Origin of the sequence: Brachybacterium vulturis (genome assembly GCF_043641765.1) — a bacterium.
In the GTDB taxonomy this organism is placed as follows: domain Bacteria; phylum Actinomycetota; class Actinomycetes; order Actinomycetales; family Dermabacteraceae; genus Brachybacterium; species Brachybacterium vulturis_A.
Genome location: NZ_JBHZRO010000029.1, coordinates 1 through 26427, shown reverse-complemented (window position 1 = coordinate 26427; position 26427 = coordinate 1). Strand labels below are relative to the sequence as shown.

Sequence of the window (26427 nt, the reverse complement as noted above, 5' to 3'; positions counted from 1 at the left end):
CACGCCATCACCTACCGAGCCAGCGTCGTCCTCTGCGCCGTCATCGCCTGGCTACGCAAATAGGAGACACGCCCTAGCTGGGCTCGCCTCGAGCCGGGGAATCACGAGGGCCGAGTGACGCCTGGAACCGGATGAGGTAGCCGTCGGGATCCATGACCAGGAGCTGCCGCACGCCGGCTTCCTCGCGACCCACTTCGTCTCGGGTGACAAGACGCCGATCGGAGGGTGCAACGGGGTAAGGGACCCAGACAATCAGCAGTGGAAGTCATCCACATTTCGGAAGTTGGAGCTTGCGAGGAAGAGGAGTCTGGGCCTTCGTCCATCAGAGAAGCTGGCTCGTCAAGGCAACCGAGCAGGGGCAGGTTGCGTATGTGGATCCTGGTCCCCGTCCGAGGGACCGGCAGGTAGAGTGCCAGAGTGGACTATCTGGAATGGGCCGAGGCCGTATTCGACTTGACCGGAAACTTCGCTTGGCCAATAACCGTAATTACTATCGTGCTTCTCTTTCGCCGTCAGATCCTAGGTTTTTTAGACCCTGATCGAGTGGAAACCGTCGAGGCAGGTAGCGGAGGGGTCAAACTGACTATGCGCAAGATCGGCAAAGACCTCGCCGACGCACGCGAGGTTATCGAGGGTAGCCTCGGCGCCGTAAATGCCACAGAATCTCGAGCTTTACCCGAGCATTCCCGGCGCGTGCAAGAGATCGCATCCATCGACCCTCCGGCGGCGACTTTTGCAGCCGCAGCGCATTTCGAGTCTGTGCTTCGTCGTCGACTGCCCGTTGACGACGACCCGGCTATGCGCCGTGGCGCCCGTATCCAGTCCCTTCGGGGCCTGATCGATCGTGCTGTACGAGAGGGAGTCTTCTCAAAGGAGCAGGCAGAAGGGGCCCGCCGGCTGAACAACATCCGCAACGAAATCGCCCACGAATATGACAGTGTCGAGATGAGTGCGGAACAGGCCATCGAGTTCTGCGAACTCGCACGCAAACTTGAGTCTGCTATCCAGTAGCTTGAACGAAGGTTTGAGCGACAAGTGATCGGGACCACATGGCAGCGCGAGCGATCGATATTAAACGCTCCGAAGCGCGTGCCCACCTCATCTCCACCGGCACCATGAACAGCGGATGATCCGCATCGCCCAGGGACGTGAGAATCGGATCGAGGCAGTCCACGCTGATCTGGAAGTTGACCCCTCGTCCGAGAGGCGGCTCCAGCGGCGCCGTGATCCAGTTCCGGCCCACGCCGCGTTGCTCGAGCATGAGGTGCGCTCTCCCACGCGTGATGCAGGCGAAGCCCTCCTTGGGACGCTGATATTTGATCTGGAACCCGCAGAGCCCGCACCAGAACGCGATGCTCGCCTGGGTATTGCTGACGAGCAGTTCGGGGACGAGATCGGGATCCACGGACGGTGAGTTCACGTCCTCATGGTGCCAGGCGAACCTCTCGACGGACCCGGAGCTGACCATCCCGTGCCCTGCATCGAGCGGTTGACGCGAACGGGATCGAGCCCTCGCGCACCGTTTGATGTTCCGATCAGTGAGAGCTCAGCGCCCGGGCCGATAGACATTTCCCTTATAAGGCCATACTGGGGAACGTGGGATATGTGGGCGAACGCGGGCTGACCTGCGCGTTCTGCGTTGGCACCACGGTGGCACTGCTGTCTCCGTTCGGAGCTCGAAACCAGGTCCCACCTGCGCAAACGGGCGAATCGCGCACGACCACCGGATGTTGGCGCTCCGTTGGCGAACCCGGAATGACCTGCACGAATGGTGTCCCCGGGCGTCAGAACCCATTTTCGGGGACCGATAGGCATTTCCCCTATAAGGTCATACCGGGGAACGTGGGATATGTACGCAAACCCCAGCTGACCTGCACGTTACACGTTGGCACCACGGTGGCACTGCCCTCGCCGGACGAGCGGCGAAAACTATTTCTGACCTGCACGAACAGACGAATCTCGCAGGGAAGGCGGATGTTGGCGCTCCGTTGACAAACCTTGGATGACCTTGGTAAACAATCGACGCCCCTGAGGTGGTGCAGACCGTCGAGCGGGCGGGGATCCTGCCTGTCGAGGCGTGCACGTTGGCACAGTGCCAACGAAGACCCCTACAAAACCGCAGGTCAATCCAGGTTTGCCAACAGCGCCAACGGAGCGCCAACACCCGAAGGTCGGTATTCGTGCAGGTCAGACCCCGTTTGACACCAAATCCCACATTGCGCGCCGGAAACTGCATACGTATAGGGGATCTGGTTTCGTATCTCCTCTTACTACTACTACCTACTTCTCTATAAAGGTTATAGTGGGAGATGTGGGATATGGGGGTAAACGCGAACTGACCTGCACGTTTGATGGGTGGAGCGCGTTGGCGTTGGGGTGGAGAAAATCGCCGAAAGTGTAGATGACCTGCACGAACGCTCCGTTGGCTCATGTTGGCGCTAGTCGATCTGTGGGCGAGCGTCCTGCGAGAGTTCGCCTCCGCCCACTGCGGGCACCATGAACACCCCGGATCCGCGCGCTCAGACCCAGCACCCCGCCGATCAGGACGTCCACGCCCACCCCGCAGTCCCGAACCCGGCCGCCGACGAGAACGACGACGCCGCGTTCGACGAGGACGACGGCCTGTCGGTCGCCGACATCGACACCGCGATCTCTGCCATGCGGGAAGAACCCTTCCCCGCCTCGCACTACCCCGGCTCCATCGGAGACGTGTCCGTCTCGAAGCTGCGATCCTCGATCGTTGCTCCGCTCGTCGCCCAAGCCCGCGGCTACCGCACGATCTCCGGCACCGACGACGCGAAGGACTCCCTGCGCCGCTTCGGGTTCGACGGACGCCGGAACCCTGGCCGGCACCTGCTGAGCCTTGCCCGGCAAGGCGCGTGGATGGAGATCCCCTACTTCAAAATGGATTCCATCGCCCGGGGTGAACCGATCCTCGGCACGCTGCAGCTGCGCCCGGAGAACGACCCGCCCGCGGGGTCCAGCTGGGCGAAGTACATGTTCCTCGCCGGCTCCGGCACCGCAATCGACGCCCACCCCGCCACACCGCGGGCATGGTTCGCCGACCCCACGGTCCCGATCTTGTTCACCGAAGGCGTCGTCAAGGCCGACTCGGTCCTGACCGCCGTCCTGCGCGACAGCGGCGTCACCAGCGAGGCGCTGCGCACCGCCGTCGGCGCCACCGACCCCCTTCAGCAGCTGCAGGAACTGCTCACGGCGATCCCGGTGGCGAAACGGATCCTGGTCCTCGCGATCCCCGGGGTGCAGTCCTGGCGGCGCAACGACGAGTGGAACACCGTGAGCATGCGCGACCGGGACGCGATCATCTGCTTCGACGGCGATATCGCCCGCAACGCCGCCGTCTGGGACGCCGCCTACGGCCTGATGGACTTCCTCGCCAAACGCAACGTCGCCTCCACGCGACTGATCGACCTGTCTCCGCGCGGTGACGAGACCGTGGACCCCAAGCGCGGCATCGACGACTTCCTGGCCTACTCCGGCCGCTTCAGCGATGCCCTGGCTCTGCAGATCACCGACCTGCCCGAGCGGCCCGTGGACGACACCGGCGAGAAGGGCCAGACCCGCGTCTCCCAGGACGGGTTCGCGATCGAGGTGTGCACCGTCCGCCCCGACCCCGCCGGCGGACCCGAGCTGAAGAGCTGGCAGAAGATCGACGACCTCGGCGGACGCCTGGTCAGCTTCGAAGAGTTCCGACTGCCCACCGCGGACGAGCTCGACGGCGGACGGATCATCCCCGGCGCCGTCTCCCGCACCGAGCGCCAGGTGGTCGTCGCGGTCCAGTGGCGCACCCCCGACGGTCTGGTCGATACCGCCACAATCCGCGGTCCCAAAGCGATGCTGGATGAGGATCCCGCGAAGTGGGAGACCCGCTACGGCGCCGACATCCCCACAAAGGTCTCCGCCCTGCCGTCCTGGCCGCGCCGCTCCGGAATCAACTTCACCCGCGCCATCAAGGACTACCGCGCCTCAGAGACCACCGACGACGTGCTCTGGGGCTGCCAAGGCTGGGTCCCCACCAAGGACGGCATCCCCTCGTTCATCGCCGGACGCCAGGTGATCGGACCCGCCGGAGAGGGCGACGAGCGCGCCCAGGCCGGCCTGACCGCCGACGGGTTCGCCACCATCGACGACTTCGGCGTCATCGACGAAGAGATGAACCCGGAACAGCAGCGGGATCTGCTGCGCCGCATCATCGACGCCTACACGTCACCGGACACATTCGTCGACCCCCGCTTCGGGATGGTCGCCCTGCTCGCCGGGATCCGCCCGATCGTCCCGATCACACCGCACAGCGTCCTGTACATCGTCGGCGGACGCCGCTCGGGCAAGTCCTGGCTCGCCTCGATGATCCAAGGGTTCTGGGCCTCCCGTGGCGGGGCCTGGAGCGCCGAACGGCTGCCCGGCTCGGCCATGGACACCAGGGCGTGGATGGAGAACTCGGTGTCGAAGTCGATGATGTGGGTGATCGATGACTTCGCCCCCAACTCTGATCAGCGCCAGTGGGAGAAGCAGACCAGCGACCTCGAGGCCATGGTCCGCTCCGCGTTCAACGGCGCCGGCAAGGGTCGCATGACCTCGGACATGAAGACCCGCGTGCAGAACCCTCCCCGCGCGTTCGTGGTCGTCACCGCCGAGAACGAGCTGCAGATCGACTCGGTCCGCGACCGGATGCTGACGCTGTACTCCGACGGCGGGGGAGGATTCATCAACTCCGCCACCGCCGACCCGCTCGCGACGCTGAACGACATGCTCGCACGTGGCGACCAGGCCCGCCTGTCCGCCCAGATGCTGCGCTGGATGGGCAGCTGGTCCGCCCGCTCCGGATACCCAGCGGTCCGGACCACGTTCGTGCTAGAACGGGACGACTCAGCCCGCGACGCCAAGCGCCACGTGGAGGCAGCGCTTGGCAGCAAGGTCAACGCCACCCGCCACTCACAGATCATGAGCGAGTACCTCCTCAGCGTCGCCCTGCTCGAGCAGTACGCGATCGGTCTCGACATGGACGAACCGTTCCTCGCCCGCATCGAGGCGATGCGGGAAGATCTCGCGGAGCTGACCGTGGACCTCTCCCGCACCCAGCAGCAGCGCACAGCCGGCCACGCCCTGGTCGATTCGCTGCGATACCTGCTGGAGAGCCAGAAGGGGTACGTGGAGTCCGTGGTGCCCAAGGACGTCGGGGCACCACCGACGAACGACCCGAGCCTGAACCTGCGCCTCGGATGGCCAGCAGGCCGAGACCCCCGCGGGGAGCTCCTGGGACGCTACGTCGCCGATGCTCGCGCCTCTGGACGCGATGTCATCGTGTTCAACCGCGACGCGTTCCAGGTCGCTCGCCAGCATGCCCGGCACCTGATCCCGGCCGGACAGACGGCACGCACGAGCTGGCAGGCGGTCTGGCACGAGGGACTGGTCGCCGAGGGGATCTGGGAGCCGCGGGTCCGTGACGGTCTCCGGACCGGGGATGTGGAGACGCGGACCGGCGGGGCCCGGGTGCGGGGCGTCCCGATCGACGTGGCCACCCTCTTCGACGACGAATGACGAGGGCTCACGCGAGGGCGGGTGTCCTGCCAGGGGACGGGTTCGCCCACTGTCACCAGGTCCACGATCATCACGAAGGGAGCAGGCATGGTCTCAACACTGACCCGCCAAGGCCTGCACCTCGACGCCACCGACCTGGCCCGAGTACGCCGCACAGCGCTGTCCGCCTCGACCGCCAAAGCGCTCACGCACAACTGCGCGGCAGGCTATGCGTTCGGGAAGCTCCTCGGTGAGCAGGCCCCGGATCCGTTCGCCGCGACGACGCAGGGCACGGCGGTCCATTCCGTGCTCGAGGAGCTGTACAAATTACCTGCTGGCAAGCGGACTCGGCGGCGGGCGGCGAACATCCTGCTGTCGATGGTCGCACAGTGGCGCCATGGCGACTTCCCCCAACTCAGTGACCCGGTGACCCGGCAGCTGTTCATCGCCGACGTGATCGGCAAGTACCAGGGGATCTTCGACATCGAAGACCCGCGCGAGGTGGACGTGGTGGCGACCGAATGGCCGCTGCGAGGGATCGAGCTCGGGGGAGTGCCGTTCATCGGCTTCGTCGACCTCACCCAGCGCGTCATCGCACGCGGACGGACCGGCCTTCGACCGGTGGACCACAAGACCAGCAACAAGATCCCGGACAAGCGGAAGCTCGAGCTGTACGGTGATGACCACGGAGACCAGATCCGTCTCTACGCCGCCGGGCTGCGGAAGGTCCAGGACGAGCCCGTGATCGAAGGCCGCGTGAACTACACCCGCCACGGGAAGTCCAGGATCATCGCCGTCTCTGAGAAGCGGGTCGCCCAGACCGTCGGGGAGTTCGCCCGCGCCTGGGACACCCACAACGAGATGGTTCAGGCAGCGATGTTCCCGACCCAGACCGGACCGCTGTGCGGGTGGTGCCCCCTGGTGAACCTGTGCCCGGCCGCGCAGGCCTCGAAGTTCAACACTGATCGCACCGAGTCCCAGACCGCGCTCTGCTCGACGGATCTGATCGAGATCGAGCCGTTAGCACCGTCCCACGAGGGCCAAGTTTCGCCCACTGCCGTGATGTCCCCGGGAGAGCCGGGAGAGACGACGGAGACTTCGATGGAGGAACTGATCATGGCCGAGCACGCACTTGCCGAGGACAAGCCGTGGGAGGAGGTCGTGCGGGGCAAGCTCAACGGGGCCAGCTACGCGGCGACCGGCTACTTCGGCATCTCCAGCCTGGCCTACGAACTGCTGGGCACCCACGGCGTCCCGATCCAGCGCATCGCCGTGGACGCCATGACGAACGTGCTCGCTTCGATCGTCACCGACGTGCAGGAGGGCCTGTCCGGGTCGACCTCGTTCCAGGAGGGCACCAATACCCGCATCCGGGGCGTGCTGCGCACCGTGCTCGTCTCCGTGCCCCCGCCGTTCGGTGAAGACGCCGAGACGTGGGCGACGTGGATCAAGATGACCACCGGCCACACCCGCTCGATCGCCGCTGCCGCGGTGCGCCTGGCCGGGACCGACGAGGTCACCGCCGACATCGACACCCTCGCGAGCATCGCCCCGATGCGGAAGGAGGCCTGAGCTATGACCGCGACGACTGATCACGTCCAGATCATCATGGCCGCCCACGACCGAGTGGCGAAGCTCGAGGTCACTGACGACGGGCTCGTGAAGGTCCCCGGCATCGAGCGGGCCGTGCCCCGCCAGGTGGCGGTGTCTAAGGCGATCCGTGAGCTCGTCGCCGAACTGTCCGAGGGCTCCACGTCGTGGAAGCTGATCGACCGGCTCACCGGCGGCGCTGATGGCCTGGAGCTGAAGCGCTTCGTGGGCACGATCGTGAAGGTGACACGGGAGAAGTCCTCCACTCGCGGGAAGCTGCTGCTGTACACGGGTACGAAGAAGGAGATCGACGGGGTGGAGCCGGGCTACGAGATCGCCCGCACCGAGCGGACCGATGACCCTGAGGGGCTGATGCTCGCCTCCGAGGCGAAGGCCCTGATCGGCCACCGCGTGCTGCTGTGGGTGATCCTCGAGCCTTGGGCCAACAACCCGGACAAGAAGACCCGCGTGGTCCTGCACCTCATGGACCTCGGCGAAGACACCCACTTCGACGCGGACAGCCAGTCCATCGCCGCGTGACCAGACCACCCTCGACGAAAATGGGGGTTCATCGGGGCCGCATCCATCCCTCCACCAGGGGCGGGTGCGGCCCCTCCCCATGCTCCGCCAGGGGTAGTGAGTGGGCGGGTGTCGGTGGCCGTGGCGACGAGTACGAAATTCTCCGCCCACTACCGATCCCGACACCGAACCCGTGCACCTGTGAGGAGCATTCATGAGCGAGCAGACCGTCCTCGGCCCACCCGTCCAGGCAGACGAACCCGAGGTCCAGCCCGACGCCCCTGCGGTGCCGAAGCCCCGCAAGCGCCGGACCCCGTCGGCGAAGAGTGCGGGCAAGCGGGGCCGGCCCACATCCCGGACCGTGAAAGCCTCGTTGCGACGCATCGCCGTGAAGGCCGAGCAGATCGCCGAGACGGACGACGACACGCGCCTCCTTGCCGCCGAACTCACCGGTGCAGGCTCGCCCGGTATCGCGGATCTGACCACCGAGATCATGGCCGCGAAGACCTCGCCCCTCGAGGCAGCGGTCGCCGACCTCACGATCATCCAGGCCGGCAGCATCCCCGAGGCCGTCGTGCACTTGGTGGGCATGTCCCAGCCGGAACTGCAGGCACTGACCCAGCTCGTCGATGCGTTCTCCGACCAGGCGCTGCCGGGGCAGCTCCCCCCGAAGTCGACCGATGCGGCCCTAGTGCTCGTGGACCCGGTCCGTGCAGCAGAGATTGACGATGGCGCCCTCCAGCGACTCCTCGCCCTGCTGGCCAAGTGAGACCGCCGGCCGGGCCGCTACGCACGCTGAGCTGACAGGGAGAGGGATTCGGATGCCGACCAGGAGACGCAATCAGGTCGATGACCTGTTCGACACCGCCGAGGCCGTGCCGGACCCCTCCGCGCGAGCCCGGGGCAAGCGCCGCTACCGCACCGCACGCCGGGCAGTGTTCGCCAGCGTGATCCTGGCCCCGCTGAACGTGCTAGGCCTGATCCTCATGTTCAGCATCGTCCTAAACGGGGTCGAGAACACGGGGCCCGGGACCGCACAGGTTGAGGCGACCCAGACCGGCCGCACCCAGGCAGAACGCTCCCTGGAGCAGTGGCTCGCGAATGACGAGTCCGTGTTCGCGGGCGCCAAGATCACCTCCTGGAACGGGACCAGCAACATCGAGGACGTCGAGGCAACAGAGCAGGACATCGGCTACCAGCTGATGACCCACGACTTCACCCTCCACACCTCCGACGGGGTCTACTACCGGGCCGCGGTCCGCACCGCCTACTCCCCATCCAAAGGGGTGAAGGTGCTGTCCACGCCGACGGTGACACCACTGGCACCGAGCGCCGTCGCCGACTGGGAACCGACCGAACCCACCGAAGGGTGGGAGAGCACCGGCGCATCCGCGTCGACGACCGACGCGATCTCCTCATGGGCGCAGGCGCTGGCCACCTCCCCGAACGAGCTCAAGCTCGCCACCCGCGACGAGGACCCCGCCCACATGTACTCCACCCTCACCGGAGTCGACGTCACCTCGGTGTCGATCATCCAGGCCTCTTCGCCCGTCAGCGACAGCGGGGAGATGGACAGTTCGACCGTCGTCGCGACCGTCTCGGTCGAACTCACCGACGCGAACGCCGAGGACGGTGACGGGGGTGCCTCGACCACGGTCCAGTACGACGTGCTCGTGCGCGGAGCAGACACGTCCGCACCGTACGTGACCGCCTGGGGCGCGACTGGATCCGGGACCGGCCTGAGCGACTACGAGAACGCCGTCTCGCTGGACGGCGACGTGGACGATCCGACAACGAGCCGTTCGGGTCCCTCCGATGGTGGGGGAGAGACCGCCGAACCGGCACCGACCACGGAAGGACACCAGTGAGATGGCGACCGCGCCGCTGAGAGACGTCCGCCTGGAGGACCACAAGGTTCCGAAGATGCCGACGGCCACGAGGGCCCGCTACGGCGACGGTCGCGTGCTCCCCGTCGGCGGGGGACTGTGGCTGTACCGGAAAGCACCGCTTGCCCCCGTGAAGGACGCGAAGAACCACGGCAAGGCGCTCGAGGTCGGTGACCCGATCGCCGCCGCGATCGAAGAGCTCGCCGCCGAGACGCCGTACACGACCGCGCGACGGTCCATGGCCCGCGCACGCTACCGTCCCTTCCACCTGCTGCTGGTGAACCTGCCGCGGAGGTACTCGCCCCCGGAAGGCTCACGTCACGGTGAGACGCTGCAGCAGTGGTTCGGGGAGGAGCGCACCCAGGACCGGCTGCTGCTTATGGGCACCCGGCTCAACGACGTCGTCGGCGGCGCGGACCGGAGCATCGGGGACGTCATCGACTCGGTGGCGACTTCGATGACCACGTATGAGGTCCCGATGGCCGACTACCAGCAGGACTTCGAGGACGTCGGAGACATGCTGACCCGCTCCGGGTTCACCATCCCCACCGCGCGCGACTTCCACCTGGCCGAGTCTTGGTGGGCTGCGGGCGGATCCACTGGCGCCTCTCTCCTGCCCCATGCCGATCACCTGCACGTCTTCCGTACCGTGTCCGGGTCCCAGACCGCCGCCCGCCACGACGTCGATTCCTGTGCCTCCTGGCCGAGTGGGATCGAAGGCCATCACGTGCTGCGCATGGGATCGGTCTACGGGCTGGACCTGCCGTTCCAGGGCGCGGCGAACTCGCTCAGCACCTGGGCCTCGACCCTGCTGGACCGGGGCGCCGTGATGGTGTCGATCCGCGGGCTAATCGAGCCGAGTCCGATCACGCGCAAGGAGCTGCGCCGGCAGCGGGACCGCTACCTGCGCGACATCCGCAACGCGAAGGCTCAGGGCAAGCTAGATGATCAGCAGCAGGAGGAGATGGTTCAGACCCTCGAATCGGTCGAGGGCGCCTACTCGACCGGGAAGGCGTTCCCGACGCTGGTGGAGACGAGCGTGGTCGCGGCCTTCACCGGGCAGGGCAAGAAGCGGCTGGACACCCTCGGCAACGGCACCGCGTTCGATGTCGCACCGATGGACAACCGCCAGCCGTTGGCCCTCGCAGAGTCCTGGATCGGTTCTCCGGTGCGCGCGAACCCGCATCTGATGGATCTGCCATCCTCAACGGCGGCCTACTCAGGGATCGCCTCGCTCGCAACGGTCGGCGACGCGCAGGGCGCGAACGTCGGGTTCACGGTCAGTGACCGGCAGGAAGCGCTCATGAGCGCCACAAAGTCCTCTGACCAGGACATTTACCCAATCGGGGCGGTGGTCGGAAGCTCAGGCAGCGGGAAGACCATAAGCATGGCGTACCTGGCTCACCAGTACGCGCTCGAAGACCGTCCCGTCATCGTCATCGACCCCAAGAAGGGCAGCGACCTTTCCGAGTCGTTCGGCGAGCATGGCACGACGTTCTCCCTCGACTCTTTCGCCGGAGGCTCCGGGGGACTGGGTGGTGCCGGCGGAACGGGCGTGTTCGACCCGCTGCGATTCTCGAAGACGCCTGGCGACGGAATCAACACGGCCGTCTCGATGCTGCATGCCGTCAACCTCTGGCCCCACTCGACGCAGAACTTCGAAGCCGACCTCCAGGAAGCCCTGAAGTACGGAGTCGCGCGCGGCGCGAAGGTCATTGGCACCGGGCTCGAACTCGCCTTGGCAGACGGGAAAGCGACTCCGGAGCTCGTCAACCCGATCCTCCGCCAGTCCAGGAACGACCCCCTGTTCGGCGCCATGGTCGGTCTGAGCGACAACGGGGAGGCCCTCAGTGCCGCCGAGGGCATCACCTACGTCAAGGTCGGCAACGCCAACCTCGAGCTACCCCCGATGGGCGTCGACCAGAGCACCCTGGGTCTGACGCAACGAGTCTCCGCCGCGCTGATCCGCATGATGGTCTTCGGATCTGCCGAAGCGCTCCGCGGGCGCCGCGGCGTACTGATGCTCGATGAGGCCTGGGTGTTCCTCGGCGCCGGGGTTGAGGAGATGGAGCGCCTCGGCCGGCTCGCCCGCTCCTTGGAGGTCTTCCCGGTCCTGTTCACCCAGCGGATCTCCGACTTGATCGAAGCGAACCTGACCAATCACATCGCCCGCGGGATCATCCTGCACACGAAGGACCCCAAGGAAGCGGAAGCCGCGTTCCAACTTTTCGGCGTCGACCCGACCCCGGAGCGTCTGCGGTTCACGACCGCACCGGAGCGTATCGGGAAGGGCGGGGCGAACTTCGGCAGCCGCAAGCCACTGTTCGAGTACGACGACAAGGACAACCGCGTCCGACTGATCCGCGGGGTGATCGGCCTGTACTGCGACCTTGACGACCGCGCTGTGGACGTGGAGATTAAGATCCCGCCGGGCTTCCTGGCCAAGTCTTCTACCAACGCTCTGGACCGCGCACGTCGCGAAAGGCGCATCGTCATTTGACCTGTTCGTGAACTAAACGTGTTGCATTCTGCTGGAGAAGTTCCCTAAGAGGCGGCTCGCCGCTAAGGGTCGGTCACACTCAGATCTGTTCGCGATGGTTTCCCTCATGCGTGTTGAGCTCGCCCTTTCGTGCTCCACCCGAAAAAGGTGAGGGGCCGCGAGCCAGCGCTTCGCAAGGCGCTAATTGCTGCGCCCACGCTGACCAAAGACGCGTTCCCAGGCCATTACGATGGTGAGGACTGCGAGTAGATCAGCGACTACAAACTCGTTTCGCCTCGGCCTTCAGTAGTTCCCAGCCCCGAAGGCCAGCGTGTGGATCCCCGCTCTTTGTGGGGGCGTCTTCGGTGGGTCGCTCCCGTTCGGGAAGTTTGCCCAACCTCTCGAGGCTATGACCCATTCGAGTCAACTCTATATTATGTGTGGAGCTTTGGTCTGTGAGCGTATTAATGGAATCTTGCAGGGCGGCCAAAGTGGTAAGGAGTCGCTGGTCGTGAGAATAGCTGTTCTTCTGCGAGAAGTGAATTGCGAAGACGGAGAATATCGACCCGGCGGCAACCAAGGTTATGCCCAGGCAGAACGGCCATGAGGGTCCGGTGGGCGCACTAACTCCAGAACCAATTAGCGCGCCGCCGACCGAGGATCCGAATACACCGATAGCAATAGAGGCTGCATGGAAAGTCCCAGCCTTCGTCACCTTGGGCTTTGCGGGCTCTTTTGGATCTCTGCTATTCCCGTTATCGTTTCGTCCTTTAGAGGACAAAGTTGAATCGTTGGCGGTTTCATCCATCTTCTTCTGTTGCGGTGCCTGTGCGGGTAGCTTAATTGTAGCGTCGTCCATAGTCGTTGTTTCTCCGTGGCAATTATGCGGATCGAATCTCCCGCTAAGGCTAGCCTAGATGTCGCGAAGGAGGCGGAATCTTCCATACGTCGTGTGGTGAGTCGTCTGCAAGGCTCTGCCTGCATCGCATCGTGATCTGATTCGGCCCGTGAGGCGACTGTTTCGCCCACTGCTCTGACATGAACCCGCGTACTCGTGTCCGCTCGGCGGCCTCCGGGCTGTTGGACGAACACGCCCAGATCCTCGGACAGCATTGTGACTCGGGTTCGCTCACGCGTGGTGAGGCGGCCGCGAAAATTCTCTCTACTGCATTCGACAGCGGGGCTATCCTGCTGATGTGCCACCGTCACCACCGTCGGTTGGCGGAGACGTGTGGGAGGGACGAGGTCACCGGCGCCGTCACGTCTATGCTGGTCCGCTACGCACTCGGCGACGCAGAGAACGACGGGCATCTGGATCCAGGCCGCTTTGCGGACGGATTGTCGTCGGCAGCTGGCTGGGTCGGCAAGGTCATAGGCACGATGCGCACGACCCGGATCCTGCGGGAGATGAGCGTTGAGACCAGAGAGCTGGCCTGCCCGGGAGTGCTCGAGCATGAGGCTCTTGCCAGTGCGGAGGATGCCGTCCTGGCACGGACGGTGCCGGAGGTCGATGAGTCCATTCGCGGTCTGCCGGCGACCAGCGCGACCATTCGCGTCGTGCATGCCTCAGCGCTCCATCAGCTTCTCGGCTCGCCTCCACTGCGTGCCTGGGCCCTCACCCACGAACAACGGGCGGACCTGTTGGTGTGGATCGAGGAGGACCCCGCTGCGCCACGCCGGCTGTTCACCGGGAAGCTCGAGGGGGTCGACGGATCGGTGTGCGAGTCGATTGACTTGCTCTGGGCAGGCTGGAACCGAGATGACGTGGCAGCGATGCTCGCGCTCTCCACACCCGAGCGGGACATCCCCCGGGTGCTGGCCAGTGCCGCGCTGCGACCGCTTCCGCGACCTGCCGCCCGCTCCGGAGACCTCGACAGGTTGCGAGCGCGCGCCCGCGACGGCGTCCCGGCGTCCGCGACTTCCGCAGTCAGCACGGCGTTCGAGGCGTTCCTGGACTGCCGGGTTGAGATGTATACGGACTTCGACCGCATTCGCCGCCCTCTCGCCGCCACTGAGGCCGCCCGACGGGAAGCGTCCCGAGCGGCACTCCCTGCACTTCTGCGTGAGGCGTCGCAGCAGATCGGCATCGGTCACCTGGACCTGCTCTCGGGGCTGATCGCTCTGTTCATCGAGCCGCTGCCCGTCGCAGACCCTTTCTACTTCACCCCGGCCTCTTGGAGGTTCCCAGCATGAGCACTTCCTCGGCCCGCACCCGCACCGCCACCGGCTCTGACCCGCGACGAACGCGCGCTGCGGCGGCGACTGTGAGTGGGTACGTGCTGCCGTTTGCAACCAGCGTCAGCGCGGCTTCCCTGTGGCTGATCGTCATGTCGATGGTGACCGAGGCGTCCGGGAGCTCCGTGCTGGTCCTGGTCCTCGCGATCTTGCCCGGCGCCGTCGTCATGGGCATCTCGGGCCTCGAGCGGAAACACTGGTTCGAGTACGTGCTGGTGTGGATCGGATTCTTCACCGCCGTGCCGCTGTACGGCATCGTTCTGTTGATCGGCGGGTACGGGATCGTCCTGGCGCGGGCCTGGCGACGCCGGTGGCCACACCCCACCCAGCACATCGAGCACTGACGTGCGCTTCGCAGCACTGGTCGGCACCCGGGAGCGTCCTCGCCTGGAACTCATCGTGCCAGCCGGGGGAGACCTTGCCGAGCTCCTGCGGACCATCGACGGCATCGATGTCGACGACGCCACGGGACGATGCAGCGCGTCCGCCCCGACATCACCGATGCTCGAGGCACTGGCCGGGGCCGGGATGGTTCTGGACGCGTTCGAGTTGCCCGAGACGCTCGCGTCACTGCAGGACCCGCTCGTCATCGACACCGGCGACCGAACAGTGCGCGTTTTCCCGCGCCTCGCCGCACGTACCGACATCGCTTACGAGCTCGGCGACGATGCGGTCTTCGACCCTGCTGCAGGGGCGTTCACAGCACCCGCCGCAGCTGTTGCGGACTGGCCCGAGCACCTGCTGTCGGACTCGCTCCGCGATCGCGGGCCCGACAGGGAATCGGGGAGCCGTGGCGGGGCGCAGACCGCCGGGCTGATCGAGGACCCGCAGACCGTCGCCGACGCGGTGCAGAACCTCTCCGGCGCTTCCGGAACCGACGGACTCCAGCGAGAGATCGAACTGCTCACCGACGCCGTCGGCGATGTGCCCGACTGGTTCGGCATGACCCCGTACCCCTACCAGCGGATCGGCGCGTTGTGCGTCGCCGCCGGCCGCCGACTCCTCGCCGACGTGCCCGGGCTGGGTAAGTCCGTCCAGGCCATCCTCGCCAGCGTCCTCCTCGGCGCCCGGCGGTGGATCATCGTGTGCCCACCGGTCGCGCAATCGAACTGGGCCACCGAGATCCAGCGCTGCAACGTCCCCGCCCATCTCGACGACGCACCGATCGTGCTGATCCGGCCGGGCCGCAAGGTCCCCGAACTGCCGATCACCGGGATTGTCATCGTCACCGACTCCCTGCTCGCCGCCCCCACCCGACGCCCCCTGCTCGAAGATCTGAAGATCTGGTCCGCGGACGTGCTGATCTACGACGAAGGCCATCGGGCGAAGAGCTGGCACGCGAGGCGGGCGAAGGTGATGCGGGAGCTTGCCTCCACCGTCACGGACCGCATGGTCCTGACCGGTACCCCTGTGATGTCGAACCCTGCGGATCTGCCCTCGCTGCTGGCGATCACCGGACAGCTGCAGCCGATCTTCGGCTCCCGCACAGCGTTCATGTCCCGCTACACCCGCACCTACGAGATCCCCGTCGGCCGGCAAACCATCGAGAAGGTCGTCCCGTACAAGCCCCTGCTCCCGGAGCTCGGACGGATCCTGCCCGAGCAGGTGTGGGTCCGCAGGACCAAGGACCAGGTCCTCCCGGACCTGCCGGAGAAGCAGTACTCGACGATGGTCGTCGACGTCCCCACGTCCGAGTACCGCACCGCCGCCCGAGACGTCCAGGTCAAGATCTCCGCCTACCTGCGCGAACGGACTCGGGAGCTGGGCGAGGCGCCGTCCGAGAAGGAGGTGCGTGCCTGGTGCTCGGACCAGATGGGCTGTGTGTCGATGCTTCGCCGCGCCGCCGGCCTGGCGAAGATCCCCGCCGCCGCCGAGTACATCGCCGACTGGGTCGACTCCACCAGCCATGACGGGGGAGAGGTGGTTTTTGATCGGCCGTTGATCGTGTGGGGGATCCACCAGGTCGTCATGGACACGCTCGATGCGCACCTCGACCAGCTCGGCGTCCCGCACGCGGTCATCAACGGCAGCACCTCGCTCACCCAACGCGACCGCATCACCCGCGACTACCAGGATGGCAAGATCGCCGTGATCCTCGCGAACATCGTCGCCGCCGGCGTCGCCATCACCCTCACCCGCGGCTCCGACGCCCTCTTCGTCGAAACGGAATGGCTGCCCGACCTCGTCTCCCAAGCCGTGGACCGCCAGCACCGCATCGGCCAGAAGCGCACCGTGATGGTCACGACCATGGTCGCCCCCGGCGCCCTGGACCACACCATCCAGAAGGTCCAACGCGCCAACATCGACGTCCTCGATCAGCTCGTCGGCGGCACCGGACACCAGGTGTCAGTGGAGGAAGCGGACATGGCCTCCCTTGCCATCGGCGACGTGATGTGGGAGCTCGCCGAACCGCTGTGGCTCAAATGCTGCCGATCCGCCGGAGGTGCTGTGAACAGCGGCGATGTCACCGGTCTTTGAGTCTGCGCTCGTCGTGATCGATGCTTAGCCTCACCGTTGGGATCGCGCGATGGCCTTCCCCCGCCGCACCTCGCGCAACGTGGTCACGACCTCACCCACACCACGAGCGACGGGCAACCGCCAAATCGCCTGCAGCGGGATGAATAGCGGCGGGTCGAGCGGGGCGTAGGAGAGCGTCGGCGACGCCTCGCGGGCGAAGTCGAACGGTACTAGGGAAAAGGCGGTGCCATTGCGCAACTGGTACGACTGCGCACCGGAAACGGCACCGGCGGACTCGATGATCTCGGGGTCCAACCCCCGCTCCCGGCAGGCGCCCACGAGGACGTCGAAGTAGTCGTCGTGCTGGCGCCGGGGCCAGATCAGCAGCCGCCGGCCGCGCAATGCGTGCAGGTGCGCCGGCACCGTCGGGTCAAGGTCGCCGAGGGCGGTTAGCACGCACACCTCGTCCCGGGCGACGAGCGCCTGACGGGAGTGCGACGAGGGTTCCACAAAGTGCCCCACGCCAAGGTCGGCTTCGCCGGAGGCCAGGGTGCGCTCCAGGGCGCCGGTCGCCACCTCGACCACCTCGACGTGCACCGGGGCAGCCCGCTCCTCGAGCTCCTGCAGCAACGCAGGCACCAGGCGGTTGATCAGGCTCGGCGTCGCCGCCAGCCGCACCGTGCAGGGCTCCTGCCCGAGCCGCTCTGCCTCCTCAGCCAACTCACCCGCAGCAGCCAGGGTCTGCTCCGCCAATGGCAGCAATGCCGCCCCCGCATCACTCAGGACTGTGCCCGCTCGGGAGCGCACGAACAACATGACCTTCAGTGCCTGCTCCAAAGCACGTATGTCGGCACTCACCGTGGGCTGCGACAGGCCCAACAACTCCGCCGCACGACCGAAGTGCCCGGTCTGCGCCAGGGCATGAAAGACGCGAAGCTGCCGCAACGAGAAGTCCATCAGAACCGCCTCATAGAGGAACTCTATCACTCGATCCGAAAGTGGATCTAGTTCCGCGGCGGCACCTGCTCCTACCGTGAAGTGAATTGCTTTTCACCGTCGTCAAGCTTTCACCGTCAAGGAGGACACCCCATGAGCACCGGATTCATCCACGTCGCACCCGAGGTCACCGAGGCCGTCACCGCAGGCCGCCCGGTGGTCGCGCTGGAGTCGACCATCTTCACACACGGGCTGCCGCGCCCGCGCAACATCGAGGTAGCGGAGGAGACCGAAGCGATCATCCGTGACGCCGGTGCGGTGCCCGCCACGATCGGTGTCGTCGGTGGCGTCCCAACCATCGGCCTGACCAAGGACCAAATCGTCGAGCTCAGCAATGACGACGACGTCATCAAGTCCAGCATCCGCGAGCTGGCCATCGGTGCGGTTAACGGCAAGAACGCCGGCACCACAATCGCGGCCACCTCCTTCCTGGCCCACCGCGCCGGCATCAAGGTTTTTGCCACCGGTGGTCTCGGTGGCGTGCACCACGGCGCAAGTGAAAACTTCGACGAGTCCGCCGACCTGCTCGCGTTGGCCCAGAGTCCAATCGTCCTGGTCAGCTCCGGGGCCAAGGCGGTCCTCGACGTCCATGCCACGCTCGAGCGATTCGAGAGCCTTAGCGTGCCGATCGTCGGCTACCGAACTAACGCCTACCCTGGCTTCTATGTCGCCGACTCCGGCTTTGAGGTGTCGCACCGCGTCGAGAGCCCGGAGCAAGTCGCCACGATCTATCGCACCCAGCGGCAGATGGAGCTGTCCACTGCCGTCCTGGTAGCCAACCCGGTCCCTGTCGAAGAGCAGTTGGACCCCACCGGCCTGGATGCCGTGATCGAGAAGGCATGGGCCGCGCTGGAGGAGCAGAACGTCACCGGCCAACAAGTCACTCCATTCCTGCTGGAGTTCATCCGCCAGGCCACCGGCGACGCCAGCCTCGACGCCAACGTGGCCCTCTATCGCAACAACGCGCGAGTCGCGGCCCAGGTCGCCGTTGCGCTGGACTCCAGCAATGGGAGAAAGTGACATGCTCGGCGTCATAGGCGACATCGTCCAGGACATCGTCGTGTGGACGGAAGAAGAGGTACGCCACGCCACGGACACGAAGTCGGAGATCAGCATGACGAGGGGCGGCTCTGCCGCCAACGTCGCGGCGTTCGCCGCTCCCCGTCACCCCACCCGCTTCATCGGGTGCGTCGGTGACGACCTTGGTGGTCTCGTCGTCGACCGCGAACTCACCAGCCACGGCGTCGAGGTGCGGCTGCAGCGCCGTGGGGACACCGGCATGATCGTCGTCATCATCGACGAGGACGGGGAGCGCAAAATGTTTCCCTCCCGTGGCGCTTCGGGCCTGCTCGAGGAGGTCGAGCCGAAGTGGCTCCAGGGCATCAAGATCCTGCACATGACCGGATACTCCCTGCAGAACGAGCCGACCGCCTCCAGCGTCATCGGGGCTGCCCGGGCGGTCAAGGACGCCGGCGGCAAGCTCTCTTTCGACGTGTCCTCCACAGGGATGATCGACCTGTATGGGCAGGACGGGTTCGTCGACCTGATGGTCGAACTCGAGCCGGACTACATCTCCGCAAACCAGGATGAGAGTGAGATGCTCGGCCTGGCCGACGAGTCGGGACCCGGCCCGCTGCTGAAGCGGCTTGACGGTGTGCTGCTGGCCCGAGCTGGCAAGGACGCTACCCGCATCATGCGGGGCTGCGACGTGCTGGCCACCGTGCCGGTCAAGCCTGCCGAGGTTGTGCGCGACCTGACCGGGGCGGGAGATGCCTTCAACGCAGGGTTCCTGTCCGCCATTCTCCAGGACACCGGCCCCGTGCCGGATCTGGTGGCCGCTGTCGAGAGCGCCCACGCACTGGCCCGCCGCGTCCTAGCGCACGCCGGCGCTACCGAGGGCGACGACGTCTCCCTCGTGTCCGACCCCGCCTGATCTAAGGCCGACAGCCGGAGCCCGTGAGGTTCCGGCGGTCGGCGACCCCGCAAACCCTGACCCCAGGAGTCACCGATGTCCACAGTGTCGCCGTCGCCACGCAGGACGACCGGAAGCGTGCCCGCTCTGGTCGTTGCGCTGCTGGCGGCCATCTTCGCCTTCCAGCTCAACGCCTCCATGCTCTCGCCGGTGCTGGCCACCATGGAGCGCGAGCTGGACACCACGTCTGCACAGATCGGCCTGTCGCAGACCGCCTTCTTTGCTTCCGCCGCCCTGTTCTCACTCTTTCTGCCGCGCTGGGGTGACCTAATCGGGCGCAAACGGCTGATGATCGGCATTCTCGTGCTCACCGGCGTCGGCAGCGTCATCGCCGCACTGGCACCGAATGTCGAGGTGCTGAGCCTGGGACGCATAGTCCAGGGGATCTCCGGACCGATCGTTCCGATGGCCTTGATCATGCTGCGCGTGCAGGTCCCGGACCCTCGGCGCTATGCCAAGCTGATGGCGATCCTCACCGCGATCAACGGCGGCATCGCCGGCGTCGACGCCCTGCTGGGCGGCTGGCTGGCCGCGACGTTCGGCTTCCGCTCGGTCTTCTGGGTGATGGCCGCGGTCAGCGTGGTCGCCGTCTTCGCCATCGCGGCCGGCACCATCGAATCGCGCAGCTCCGAGGGCACCAAGATGGACTGGAAGGGCGTCGGCGCCCTGGTCGTCGTGCTCGGCTCGCTCTATTTTGCCTTTGACCAGGCCGGCAAGCTGGCCAACGCCAACTGGCTGCTTGTCGGTGCCCTGATCGTCCTCGGCGCCCTCGCCTTCGTCGCCTTCTGGGCGATCGAGTCCCGCGTCAACTACCCGCTGGTAACCATCACCTATCTGAAGGAGCGCCGCACCTGGGCGCTGCTGTCGACGACCCTCCTGACGATGACCGGTGTCTTTGCAGTGATGAACGGCCTGATCCCTAACCTCGCACAGGATCCGGCCCTGGGCAATATTTCGGCTGGTGAGGTGTCCTGGTGGACCCTGACGCCCTATGCCCTTGCCGGCTTGATCATGGGCCCGATCGCCGGACAGCTGGCCGCTCGCATGGGCTACAAGCGCGTGCTGCAGGGCGGTCTGGTGCTCACCACGCTCGGGCTGGGCGCCACCGCGTTCCTGACCTCCAACCCCACACCGATCGTTTTGTTGTTGATCTCGATCTTCATCGGTGTCACCTATGCCGGCATCTGCAACATCATGCTCAACGGCCTGGGCATCGTGCTCAGCCCGAAGGACAACCAGGGCTACCTGCCGGGAATGAACTCTGGTGCCTTCAACCTTGGCGCCGGTCTTAGCTTCGCCATCCTGTTTGCGATCAACACCTTTGTCACCAATCAGGTGGACGCGGCCGCGGGCTATCGGTTCGGCATACTGGCTGGTGCCGTGCTGCTCTTGCTGGCCCTCGCGGTCTCGACCCTGATTCCGCAGCCGGAGGATGACGACGTTGTGACCGGCCACGCCCCAGAGTCCGACCCGGTCACCACAAGTCAGGAGACCGACAATGTCTGATCCACGCCAAATCATCTTGGACTGCGACCCCGGCCATGACGATGCCGTCGCTATGATGCTGGCGCTGGCCAACCCTGCGATTGAGCTGCTCGGCATCACCACAGTCGGTGGCAACCAGACGCTCGACAAGATCACCCGCAACGCCCAGAGCGTGCTGGTGATGTGCGGTCGCGAAGATGTGCCAGTTCACGCCGGGTCCGCCCGCCCGCTCGTGCGTCGTGTGGAGATCGCACCGGACATCCACGGGGAGTCCGGCCTGGACGGCGTCGAGCTGCCCGAGCCAACCCGGCCGCCGCAGGACACCCACGCGGTGCGCTTCATCATCGACACCTTGATGGCTGCAGAGCCCGGCACGGTCACCCTGGTGGCCACCGGGCCGCTGACCAACGTGGCGTTGGCCGCACGGCTGGAGCCCCGCATCGTCGAGCGGGTGCGCGAGGTGGTCGTGATGGGCGGTGGCTATCACGAAGGCAACTGGACCCCCGTGGCCGAGTTCAACATCTGGGTCGACCCCGAGGCGGCGCACATCGTCTTCGACGAGGAGTGGCCGCTGACGATGGTCGGTCTGGACCTGACACACCAAGCCTTGGCCACCGCGAAGGTGGAGGCGCAAGTGCGTGATATCGACTCGCCACTTGGTGAGTTCTTTATCGGACTAATGGACTTCTTCCGTAAGGCCTACCAGGAGCACCAAGGTTTCCCCGACCCACCGGTCCATGACGCCTGCACGATCGCCTACCTGATCGACCCGACTATCGTGCAGACCAGGAAGGTGCCGCTAACGGTCGAACTGCGCGGTGAGCACACGGTCGGCATGACGGTCGCTGACTTCCGCAGCCCCGCTGCCGCGGACTGTCGTCACCAAGTCGCCACGAAACTCGACCACGCCGGGTTCTGGGACCTGGTGGTCGAGGCGATCCGGGTGCTGAGCCACGAGGAGAGCTGATGGGTGCGCGGCTACCGGTCATTGGCTCGACCGATGTCGACCAGCTCGTGACGATGCCGCGCCACTATTCCCCCGGCGATGCACTGCCAGGTACCAGCGAGCAGCGTCGCCGCCAAGTCGCCGCCGGCACCCTGGACCACACCATCCAGAAGGTCCAACGCTCCAACATCGACGTCCTCGACCAGCTCGTCGGCGGCAACGGACACCAGGTATCGGTGAAGGAGGAAGACATGACCTCCCTCGCCATCGGCGACGTGATGTAGGGGCTCGCCGAGCCGCTGTGGCGCAAGAGCAGCCGAAGCACAGGAGGCCGACAACAGTCTGCGGCGTGACGTCTTGGCTCAGCGGGTTTCGAGTGAGATGACGTGTTCGGCGAACCCCGGGGCGGTGAAGGAGAGCCGGCCGTGACCGGCGATCTGGACAATGCCCTTGTCCAGGAGGGACTGCCGCACGGTTCCCAACGATCCGCTCGTCACCCCGAGGGCGTCGGCGATGTCAGCGCGGGCGACGTCGATGCTGCCGAGGTGAGCCATCGCGGAGAGGACTTCGCGCTCTCGGGGTGATGCCTTCGACCATCTGGCGCGGTGCAACGCGGACATGTCCTGGTCGACCGATGCCTGTGCTGCGTCGAGGTTCTCAGCGCCGATGATTCCCTCGCGATCGGGGGATCCTGCAGCAAGCCACATGGCGTCTCCCCAGAGCTGCACGGCGTATGGATACCCCTGGGTGCGCCGGACTACTTCCTGGAGCGCGGGCGTCTCCCAGCGCACGCCGAGGTCCGCAGCGGGCTGGGAGAGTGCCTCGCGCACTTCGTGGTCCTCCAGGTCTCGCATGGTGCGGAACTGGAATCGTTCGGCGCTGGTGACGGCTGCCGTGACGACGTCGGCAGTGTGGCTGAGTCCCGCGGCGACGAAGACAGCCGGCGTCCTGCTGCCCTGGAGCTCCTGCCAGGCATAGGCGATGGTGCGCAGCCCCTCATCGTCGGCATTCTGGAGCTCGTCGACGAGGACAGCGATGCCCGTGAGCCCTTGGCTCAGTGCTTCTCTCGATGTCTTCTCGATGAGCTCGCGGAAAGCTCGGGTCGCTTGAGGCGACGGGGCCTCAGGACTCGTCTCCGCCGTGAACTGCGCGACCCCTGGTACGCCGAGCGTGACCGAGAGCCGGTCTAGCCATTCGCTTGCGGCGCTCGGCACTCCCCATTCACTGACGAGAGCGCGAGCTTCATCGGCGATCACAGCGGCCAGGGGGCCGTTCCCGGCCGTGACGTAGAGAGGGGCGAGGCCGAGCCGGGAGGCGTCCTCGTGGACGCGGCGCAGGAGACTGGTCTTGCCGACTCCGCGGGGCCCGACATCGACCCGGATGCGACCAGAGAATCTGCCGTGCAGTGCGGGGAGGGTCAGCATGCCCCCGATTTGTTGGAGCTGGGCCTCCCGACCGGGGACCTCACGGGCGACCTCGCCGGGGGTGTACGGACTCAGTTGCATCTCGACTCCTACGCATGCCTACAGATAGGCCTAAGTGTAGGGAAGTGTCCGACACGTGAAGGGATGCTCGAGCCGCGGTCTCCGTCGTGCGGTTCGCGGGGCGTCTGCGGTGCCTCGGTAGATGTCCCACCGGGTAGCCACCGCGCCCACTTGCGCTTCATGAGGACGAAAGCCGAGAAGGGTCGGGCCCGCCACCGCGACATCGTCACGCGTTACGAGCGCAACGAACCGGCCTGCCCGAGCGCCCACCGAGCACCGCAAACCCTCGTTGTCCTGGTGCATCCCGAGCCGGAGGCGATCCGGTTTCGGGAGGTTGAGCAGGAGCGGGTCCACGACCGCGAGACGCTGCTGGGGGCGTGCCGGCGCGTGTTCGATCTGCAAGCCCGGGCCTGGGCGTACTCGAGCCGCCACCGCGAGGACCTCGTCCAGGACTCGTGCGTGATCGCGATGTCGAAGATCGTGCGCGCCGAAGCCGAATGCCCCGGGGCGGAGGCTCTGGTGCCGGAGGGGCTGGTGTACAACATCGTGCGTGGCGCGATGAGGCACCGTTCCGAGGGTGATGGCCGGTACATGGCTACCGAGTCCGGGCAGGGCCGCGAGATCCTGATGGGCCGGTGGGAGGAGCACGTGAATGCCGGCGGGATCGAGTCGATGAAGCGGTTCGAGGAGATGGCCGACCAGGTCCGGTCCGCCTTCCCGATCGGGCGCCGCCCGACCCGCGGCTACCACCTGGGCCGCCTCGAGCAAGCCCACGAGTACGCACGGGAGCTGGCCGAACTCCAGGCCCGCCGCGACCAGGATCCCGACCCCACCGCCACGGCGGCGTTCGCCCGCGACCCGGAGACTTGCCCGATCGACCTCACCGAGTCGATCGCACGGCTCGTCGAGAAGCGCGCCGCACGAGGACAGTCCATCGGGCAGCTGGTGACGTTCGCGTACCGGCTGCCGACACCGCGCGGCAGGGCTGCGATCCGGCGTGCCCGCGAGATCGCGGAATTCGTCCTCGAGCAGTACGGCGACCACGTGGACGCCCACGCAGCGGCCGCGCTGTGGCGCCACCGAAGCTGGTCACCGCTGGAGACCGTGTTCGCCATTCGCACCATCGAGGACCGAGACGTCGTGCTCACCGTGCTCGAGCGGCTCGATGGCGACCAGGCCGATGCCTTCCTCCACTCTGTGCTCGAGGACCTGGCTACTGGGGTCACGTACCTGCGCCGACCCTCTGCCGCGTGAGGAGTGGGGCCCCGCCCACTTGACGGGGACAGACCAGTGCGGCGACAGCAGATGGAGGCAGGATCATGACGATCGCCAAGAAGGACACCGAGACGGCCGGAACCCTCAGGAAGAAGGACACGGGGGAGCGGGGCAACGGCGGTCAGTTCGGATCGCTGGCGCGGACGGACGCCGACATCGCAGTGCTGACGCCCGATCCCGTCGAGGGGATGCGGGCGCAGGGACGGTCTGGGAAGCTCATCGCCAACCTGTGCGACGAGATCGACACGGAACGGGACGGGTACGCAGGCGCGCTCGAGGTCGCGGCCGCGGACGGGCCCCGCGAGTACTACCTGCGCCCGGACGGGCCCGACAAGATCCACGTCGAATACCTCCACAACCAGGACAGCAACGACGGCACTCTGTCCCAGGCCTCGTTCGATCTGAGCACCGGGAAGGCCAACTTCATCTACGACTTCGAGGAGACCTACCCGGGCATCGGGAACGACGCCAGCACCGAGGCACGATTCGATCCCGACGGGGATCCGAAGCAGATCTCGCAGCTCATCCAGGAGTTCTCCTTCGATGATGGGGGAGCCGAGGACCAGATCAAGGAGTCGTTCGAGGACCCCGATGAAGCGGCTCGCGACGCCTACCTCCGCGGCATCGGCGTGCGCCGGCACAGCTACGTGACCGCGCCTCGTCCGCTGCACTGGTGACCGGCCGGAGCACCGGCACATCGCAGATCGGGTCTGCCCCCGCGCACTGGGAAGGGGTATGACCACCACAGCGCCCCATCCCGTCCACATCGGCGACAACCTCGACGTCCTGCCACACCTGGAGGGCCCCTTCGACCTGATCTACCTCGACCCGCCCTACAACACCGGCGGCCGGGTCGTCACCGGCTACACCGACAGGTTCGAGGACTGGACCGGCTTCATGGCACCCCGCCTGGCCCACCTCCCGCGCCTCCTCGCCGAGCACGGCATCGTGATCGCGTCCATCGATGACCGGGAGATCCACCACCTCCGCGTCCTCCTCGACGACGTTCTCGGCGCCGGCAACCATGTCGGGACCGTCGTGTGGGACGGGTCGACCATCAACTCCTCCCACCTCCTCAGCGTCTCCCACGACTACCTCGTCATCTACGCGAAGAACCACGCCGCGCTCAAAGCCTCCGGAACAACGTGGCGCCAGCCGCGGGATGACGCCCAGGCCATGCTCGACGCCGCCGCAAAGGCTTGGCGAACGGCCGCCGGCGACCGGGCCGTCGCGCAGCAGCGGTTCCGGGCCTGGCTGGCACCACGCCGTTCCAGCCTGCCGCGGGGCCTGACCGAGTACGACCGGATCGACGAGACCGGAGCGCTGTACCGGGTCGGCGACCCCGGCGCCCCCTCCATACAGGCGAGCAGATCCTTCCGCGAGCTCACCCACCCGAGAACCGGGCGCCCATGTCCGGTGCCGAAGCGGGGGTGGCGGATGAACGACGCGTCGATGGACCGCATGCTCGAGACCGGACTGATCGAATTCGGGGCCTACCCCCGGTTCGTGGACACGGGGGTTTTTTACGCCGCGAGCGCTAGCTTAGCGGTGTAGGCGCGCTCGTA

21 protein-coding genes are annotated in these 26427 nt (G+C 66.3%); 18 read left to right on the top strand and 3 right to left on the bottom strand.

Annotated features, from left to right (window positions below):
* Nucleotides 1–417 precede the first annotated feature (417 nt).
* Nucleotides 418–1011, top strand: coding sequence for a hypothetical protein (locus ACHUEU_RS15785; RefSeq protein ID WP_394217057.1), 594 nt, complete (start codon nucleotides 418–420; stop codon nucleotides 1009–1011).
* On the opposite strand, the gene ACHUEU_RS15780 is transcribed toward ACHUEU_RS15785, so the two are convergent.
* Complete coding sequence (locus ACHUEU_RS15780; protein WP_394217056.1) at nucleotides 1001–1420, bottom strand: VOC family protein; 420 nt, start codon at nucleotides 1418–1420, stop codon at nucleotides 1001–1003. The two genes, ACHUEU_RS15785 and ACHUEU_RS15780, sit on opposite strands and share 11 nt — an antisense overlap.
* A 1076-nt stretch (nucleotides 1421–2496) precedes the next feature.
* On the opposite strand from ACHUEU_RS15780, the gene ACHUEU_RS15775 reads away from it, so the two are divergent.
* The 9 genes from ACHUEU_RS15775 (at nucleotide 2497) to ACHUEU_RS15735 (ending at nucleotide 16725) form a co-directional block, all read left to right on the top strand.
* Entirely contained in the window at nucleotides 2497–5559 is a 3063-nt protein-coding gene (locus ACHUEU_RS15775; protein ID WP_394217055.1) for a toprim domain-containing protein, read from the top strand.
* Nucleotides 5560–5646: 87 nt separating this feature from the next.
* On the top strand, nucleotides 5647–7110 hold the full coding sequence (locus ACHUEU_RS15770) for a RecB family exonuclease (protein WP_394217054.1): 1464 nt from the start codon (nucleotides 5647–5649) through the stop codon (nucleotides 7108–7110).
* Between the two features lie 3 nt (nucleotides 7111–7113).
* On the top strand, nucleotides 7114–7668 hold the full coding sequence (locus ACHUEU_RS15765; RefSeq protein ID WP_394217053.1) for a hypothetical protein: 555 nt from the start codon (nucleotides 7114–7116) through the stop codon (nucleotides 7666–7668).
* A gap of 193 nt (nucleotides 7669–7861) precedes the next feature.
* Nucleotides 7862–8416: a hypothetical protein gene (locus tag ACHUEU_RS15760; protein ID WP_394217052.1), complete on the top strand. Its 555-nt coding sequence runs from the start codon at nucleotides 7862–7864 to the stop codon at nucleotides 8414–8416.
* Between the two features lie 52 nt (nucleotides 8417–8468).
* On the top strand, nucleotides 8469–9515 hold the full coding sequence (locus ACHUEU_RS15755) for a hypothetical protein (RefSeq protein ID WP_394217051.1): 1047 nt from the start codon (nucleotides 8469–8471) through the stop codon (nucleotides 9513–9515).
* A gap of 256 nt (nucleotides 9516–9771) precedes the next feature.
* Entirely contained in the window at nucleotides 9772–12033 is a 2262-nt protein-coding gene (locus ACHUEU_RS15750; protein ID WP_394217050.1) for an ATP-binding protein, read from the top strand.
* Nucleotides 12034–13050: 1017 nt separating this feature from the next.
* Nucleotides 13051–14205 carry a hypothetical protein gene (locus tag ACHUEU_RS15745; protein ID WP_394217049.1) on the top strand — a complete coding sequence of 385 codons (1155 nt, stop codon included), beginning with the start codon at nucleotides 13051–13053 and terminating at the stop codon, nucleotides 14203–14205.
* A complete protein-coding gene (locus tag ACHUEU_RS15740; RefSeq protein WP_394217048.1) occupies nucleotides 14202–14591 on the top strand; it encodes a hypothetical protein in 390 nt (129 codons plus the stop codon). Before ACHUEU_RS15745 ends, ACHUEU_RS15740 begins: the two co-directional genes overlap by 4 nt.
* Before the next feature lies 1 nt (nucleotide 14592).
* Nucleotides 14593–16725, top strand: a complete 2133-nt coding sequence (locus ACHUEU_RS15735) for a DEAD/DEAH box helicase (RefSeq protein ID WP_394217047.1) — start codon at nucleotides 14593–14595, stop codon at nucleotides 16723–16725.
* Between the two features lie 30 nt (nucleotides 16726–16755).
* On the opposite strand, the gene ACHUEU_RS15730 is transcribed toward ACHUEU_RS15735, so the two are convergent.
* Nucleotides 16756–17691 carry a LysR family transcriptional regulator gene (locus tag ACHUEU_RS15730; RefSeq protein WP_394217046.1) on the bottom strand — a complete coding sequence of 312 codons (936 nt, stop codon included), beginning with the start codon at nucleotides 17689–17691 and terminating at the stop codon, nucleotides 16756–16758.
* Nucleotides 17692–17793: 102 nt separating this feature from the next.
* Here ACHUEU_RS15730 and ACHUEU_RS15725 point away from each other — a divergent pair, with 102 nt between their 5' ends.
* The 5 genes from ACHUEU_RS15725 (at nucleotide 17794) to ACHUEU_RS15705 (ending at nucleotide 22387) form a co-directional block, all read left to right on the top strand.
* Complete coding sequence (locus tag ACHUEU_RS15725) at nucleotides 17794–18720, top strand: pseudouridine-5'-phosphate glycosidase (protein WP_394217045.1); 927 nt, start codon at nucleotides 17794–17796, stop codon at nucleotides 18718–18720.
* Nucleotides 18707–19633, top strand: a complete 927-nt coding sequence (locus ACHUEU_RS15720; protein WP_394217044.1) for a carbohydrate kinase family protein — start codon at nucleotides 18707–18709, stop codon at nucleotides 19631–19633. Before ACHUEU_RS15725 ends, ACHUEU_RS15720 begins: the two co-directional genes overlap by 14 nt.
* Before the next feature lie 75 nt (nucleotides 19634–19708).
* Nucleotides 19709–21178 (top strand): uridine transporter UriT, encoded by a 1470-nt coding sequence (uriT, locus tag ACHUEU_RS15715; protein WP_394217043.1) that lies wholly within the window; start codon nucleotides 19709–19711, stop codon nucleotides 21176–21178.
* Nucleotides 21171–22124, top strand: a complete 954-nt coding sequence (gene uriH, locus ACHUEU_RS15710; RefSeq protein WP_394217042.1) for a uridine-preferring nucleoside hydrolase UriH — start codon at nucleotides 21171–21173, stop codon at nucleotides 22122–22124. Before uriT ends, uriH begins: the two co-directional genes overlap by 8 nt.
* Nucleotides 22124–22387 (top strand): hypothetical protein, encoded by a 264-nt coding sequence (locus ACHUEU_RS15705; protein ID WP_394217041.1) that lies wholly within the window; start codon nucleotides 22124–22126, stop codon nucleotides 22385–22387. The genes uriH and ACHUEU_RS15705 overlap by 1 nt, the downstream gene beginning before the upstream one ends.
* A gap of 78 nt (nucleotides 22388–22465) precedes the next feature.
* Here the strand turns inward: ACHUEU_RS15705 and ACHUEU_RS15700 are convergent, their stop codons facing one another.
* The gene (locus ACHUEU_RS15700) at nucleotides 22466–23608 is read right to left on the bottom strand and encodes an AAA family ATPase (RefSeq protein WP_394217040.1); all 1143 of its coding nucleotides are present in this window, start codon (nucleotides 23606–23608) and stop codon (nucleotides 22466–22468) included.
* Between the two features lie 159 nt (nucleotides 23609–23767).
* Between ACHUEU_RS15700 and ACHUEU_RS15695 the strand changes: the two genes are divergently transcribed.
* From ACHUEU_RS15695 to ACHUEU_RS15685, 3 genes are all read left to right on the top strand, one after another.
* Nucleotides 23768–24841 (top strand): hypothetical protein, encoded by a 1074-nt coding sequence (locus tag ACHUEU_RS15695; RefSeq protein ID WP_394217039.1) that lies wholly within the window; start codon nucleotides 23768–23770, stop codon nucleotides 24839–24841.
* A gap of 65 nt (nucleotides 24842–24906) precedes the next feature.
* Nucleotides 24907–25539, top strand: coding sequence for a hypothetical protein (locus ACHUEU_RS15690; protein ID WP_394217038.1), 633 nt, complete (start codon nucleotides 24907–24909; stop codon nucleotides 25537–25539).
* A 58-nt stretch (nucleotides 25540–25597) separates the two neighbouring features.
* Nucleotides 25598–26416, top strand: a complete 819-nt coding sequence (locus tag ACHUEU_RS15685; protein WP_394217037.1) for a DNA methyltransferase — start codon at nucleotides 25598–25600, stop codon at nucleotides 26414–26416.
* Nucleotides 26417–26427: the final 11 nt, after the last annotated feature.

Bases quoted from the DNA above. Each gene is read 5' to 3' on its own strand.
- ACHUEU_RS15775 (WP_394217055.1), top strand. From the start codon at position 2,497: ATGAACACCCCGGATCCGCGCGCTCAGACCCAGCACCCCGCCGATCAG.
- ACHUEU_RS15770 (WP_394217054.1), top strand. From the start codon at position 5,647: ATGGTCTCAACACTGACCCGCCAAGGCCTGCACCTCGACGCCACCGAC.
- ACHUEU_RS15765 (WP_394217053.1), top strand. From the start codon at position 7,114: ATGACCGCGACGACTGATCACGTCCAGATCATCATGGCCGCCCACGAC.
- ACHUEU_RS15760 (WP_394217052.1), top strand. From the start codon at position 7,862: ATGAGCGAGCAGACCGTCCTCGGCCCACCCGTCCAGGCAGACGAACCC.
- ACHUEU_RS15755 (WP_394217051.1), top strand. From the start codon at position 8,469: ATGCCGACCAGGAGACGCAATCAGGTCGATGACCTGTTCGACACCGCC.
- ACHUEU_RS15750 (WP_394217050.1), top strand. From the start codon at position 9,772: ATGGCCCGCGCACGCTACCGTCCCTTCCACCTGCTGCTGGTGAACCTG.
- ACHUEU_RS15745 (WP_394217049.1), top strand. From the start codon at position 13,051: ATGAACCCGCGTACTCGTGTCCGCTCGGCGGCCTCCGGGCTGTTGGAC.
- ACHUEU_RS15740 (WP_394217048.1), top strand. From the start codon at position 14,202: ATGAGCACTTCCTCGGCCCGCACCCGCACCGCCACCGGCTCTGACCCG.
- ACHUEU_RS15725 (WP_394217045.1), top strand. From the start codon at position 17,794: ATGAGCACCGGATTCATCCACGTCGCACCCGAGGTCACCGAGGCCGTC.
- ACHUEU_RS15720 (WP_394217044.1), top strand. From the start codon at position 18,707: ATGGGAGAAAGTGACATGCTCGGCGTCATAGGCGACATCGTCCAGGAC.
- uriT (WP_394217043.1), top strand. From the start codon at position 19,709: ATGTCCACAGTGTCGCCGTCGCCACGCAGGACGACCGGAAGCGTGCCC.
- uriH (WP_394217042.1), top strand. From the start codon at position 21,171: ATGTCTGATCCACGCCAAATCATCTTGGACTGCGACCCCGGCCATGAC.
- ACHUEU_RS15705 (WP_394217041.1), top strand. From the start codon at position 22,124: ATGGGTGCGCGGCTACCGGTCATTGGCTCGACCGATGTCGACCAGCTC.
- ACHUEU_RS15700 (WP_394217040.1), bottom strand. From the start codon at position 23,608: ATGCAACTGAGTCCGTACACCCCCGGCGAGGTCGCCCGTGAGGTCCCC.
- ACHUEU_RS15695 (WP_394217039.1), top strand. From the start codon at position 23,768: ATGAGGACGAAAGCCGAGAAGGGTCGGGCCCGCCACCGCGACATCGTC.
- ACHUEU_RS15690 (WP_394217038.1), top strand. From the start codon at position 24,907: ATGACGATCGCCAAGAAGGACACCGAGACGGCCGGAACCCTCAGGAAG.
- ACHUEU_RS15685 (WP_394217037.1), top strand. From the start codon at position 25,598: ATGACCACCACAGCGCCCCATCCCGTCCACATCGGCGACAACCTCGAC.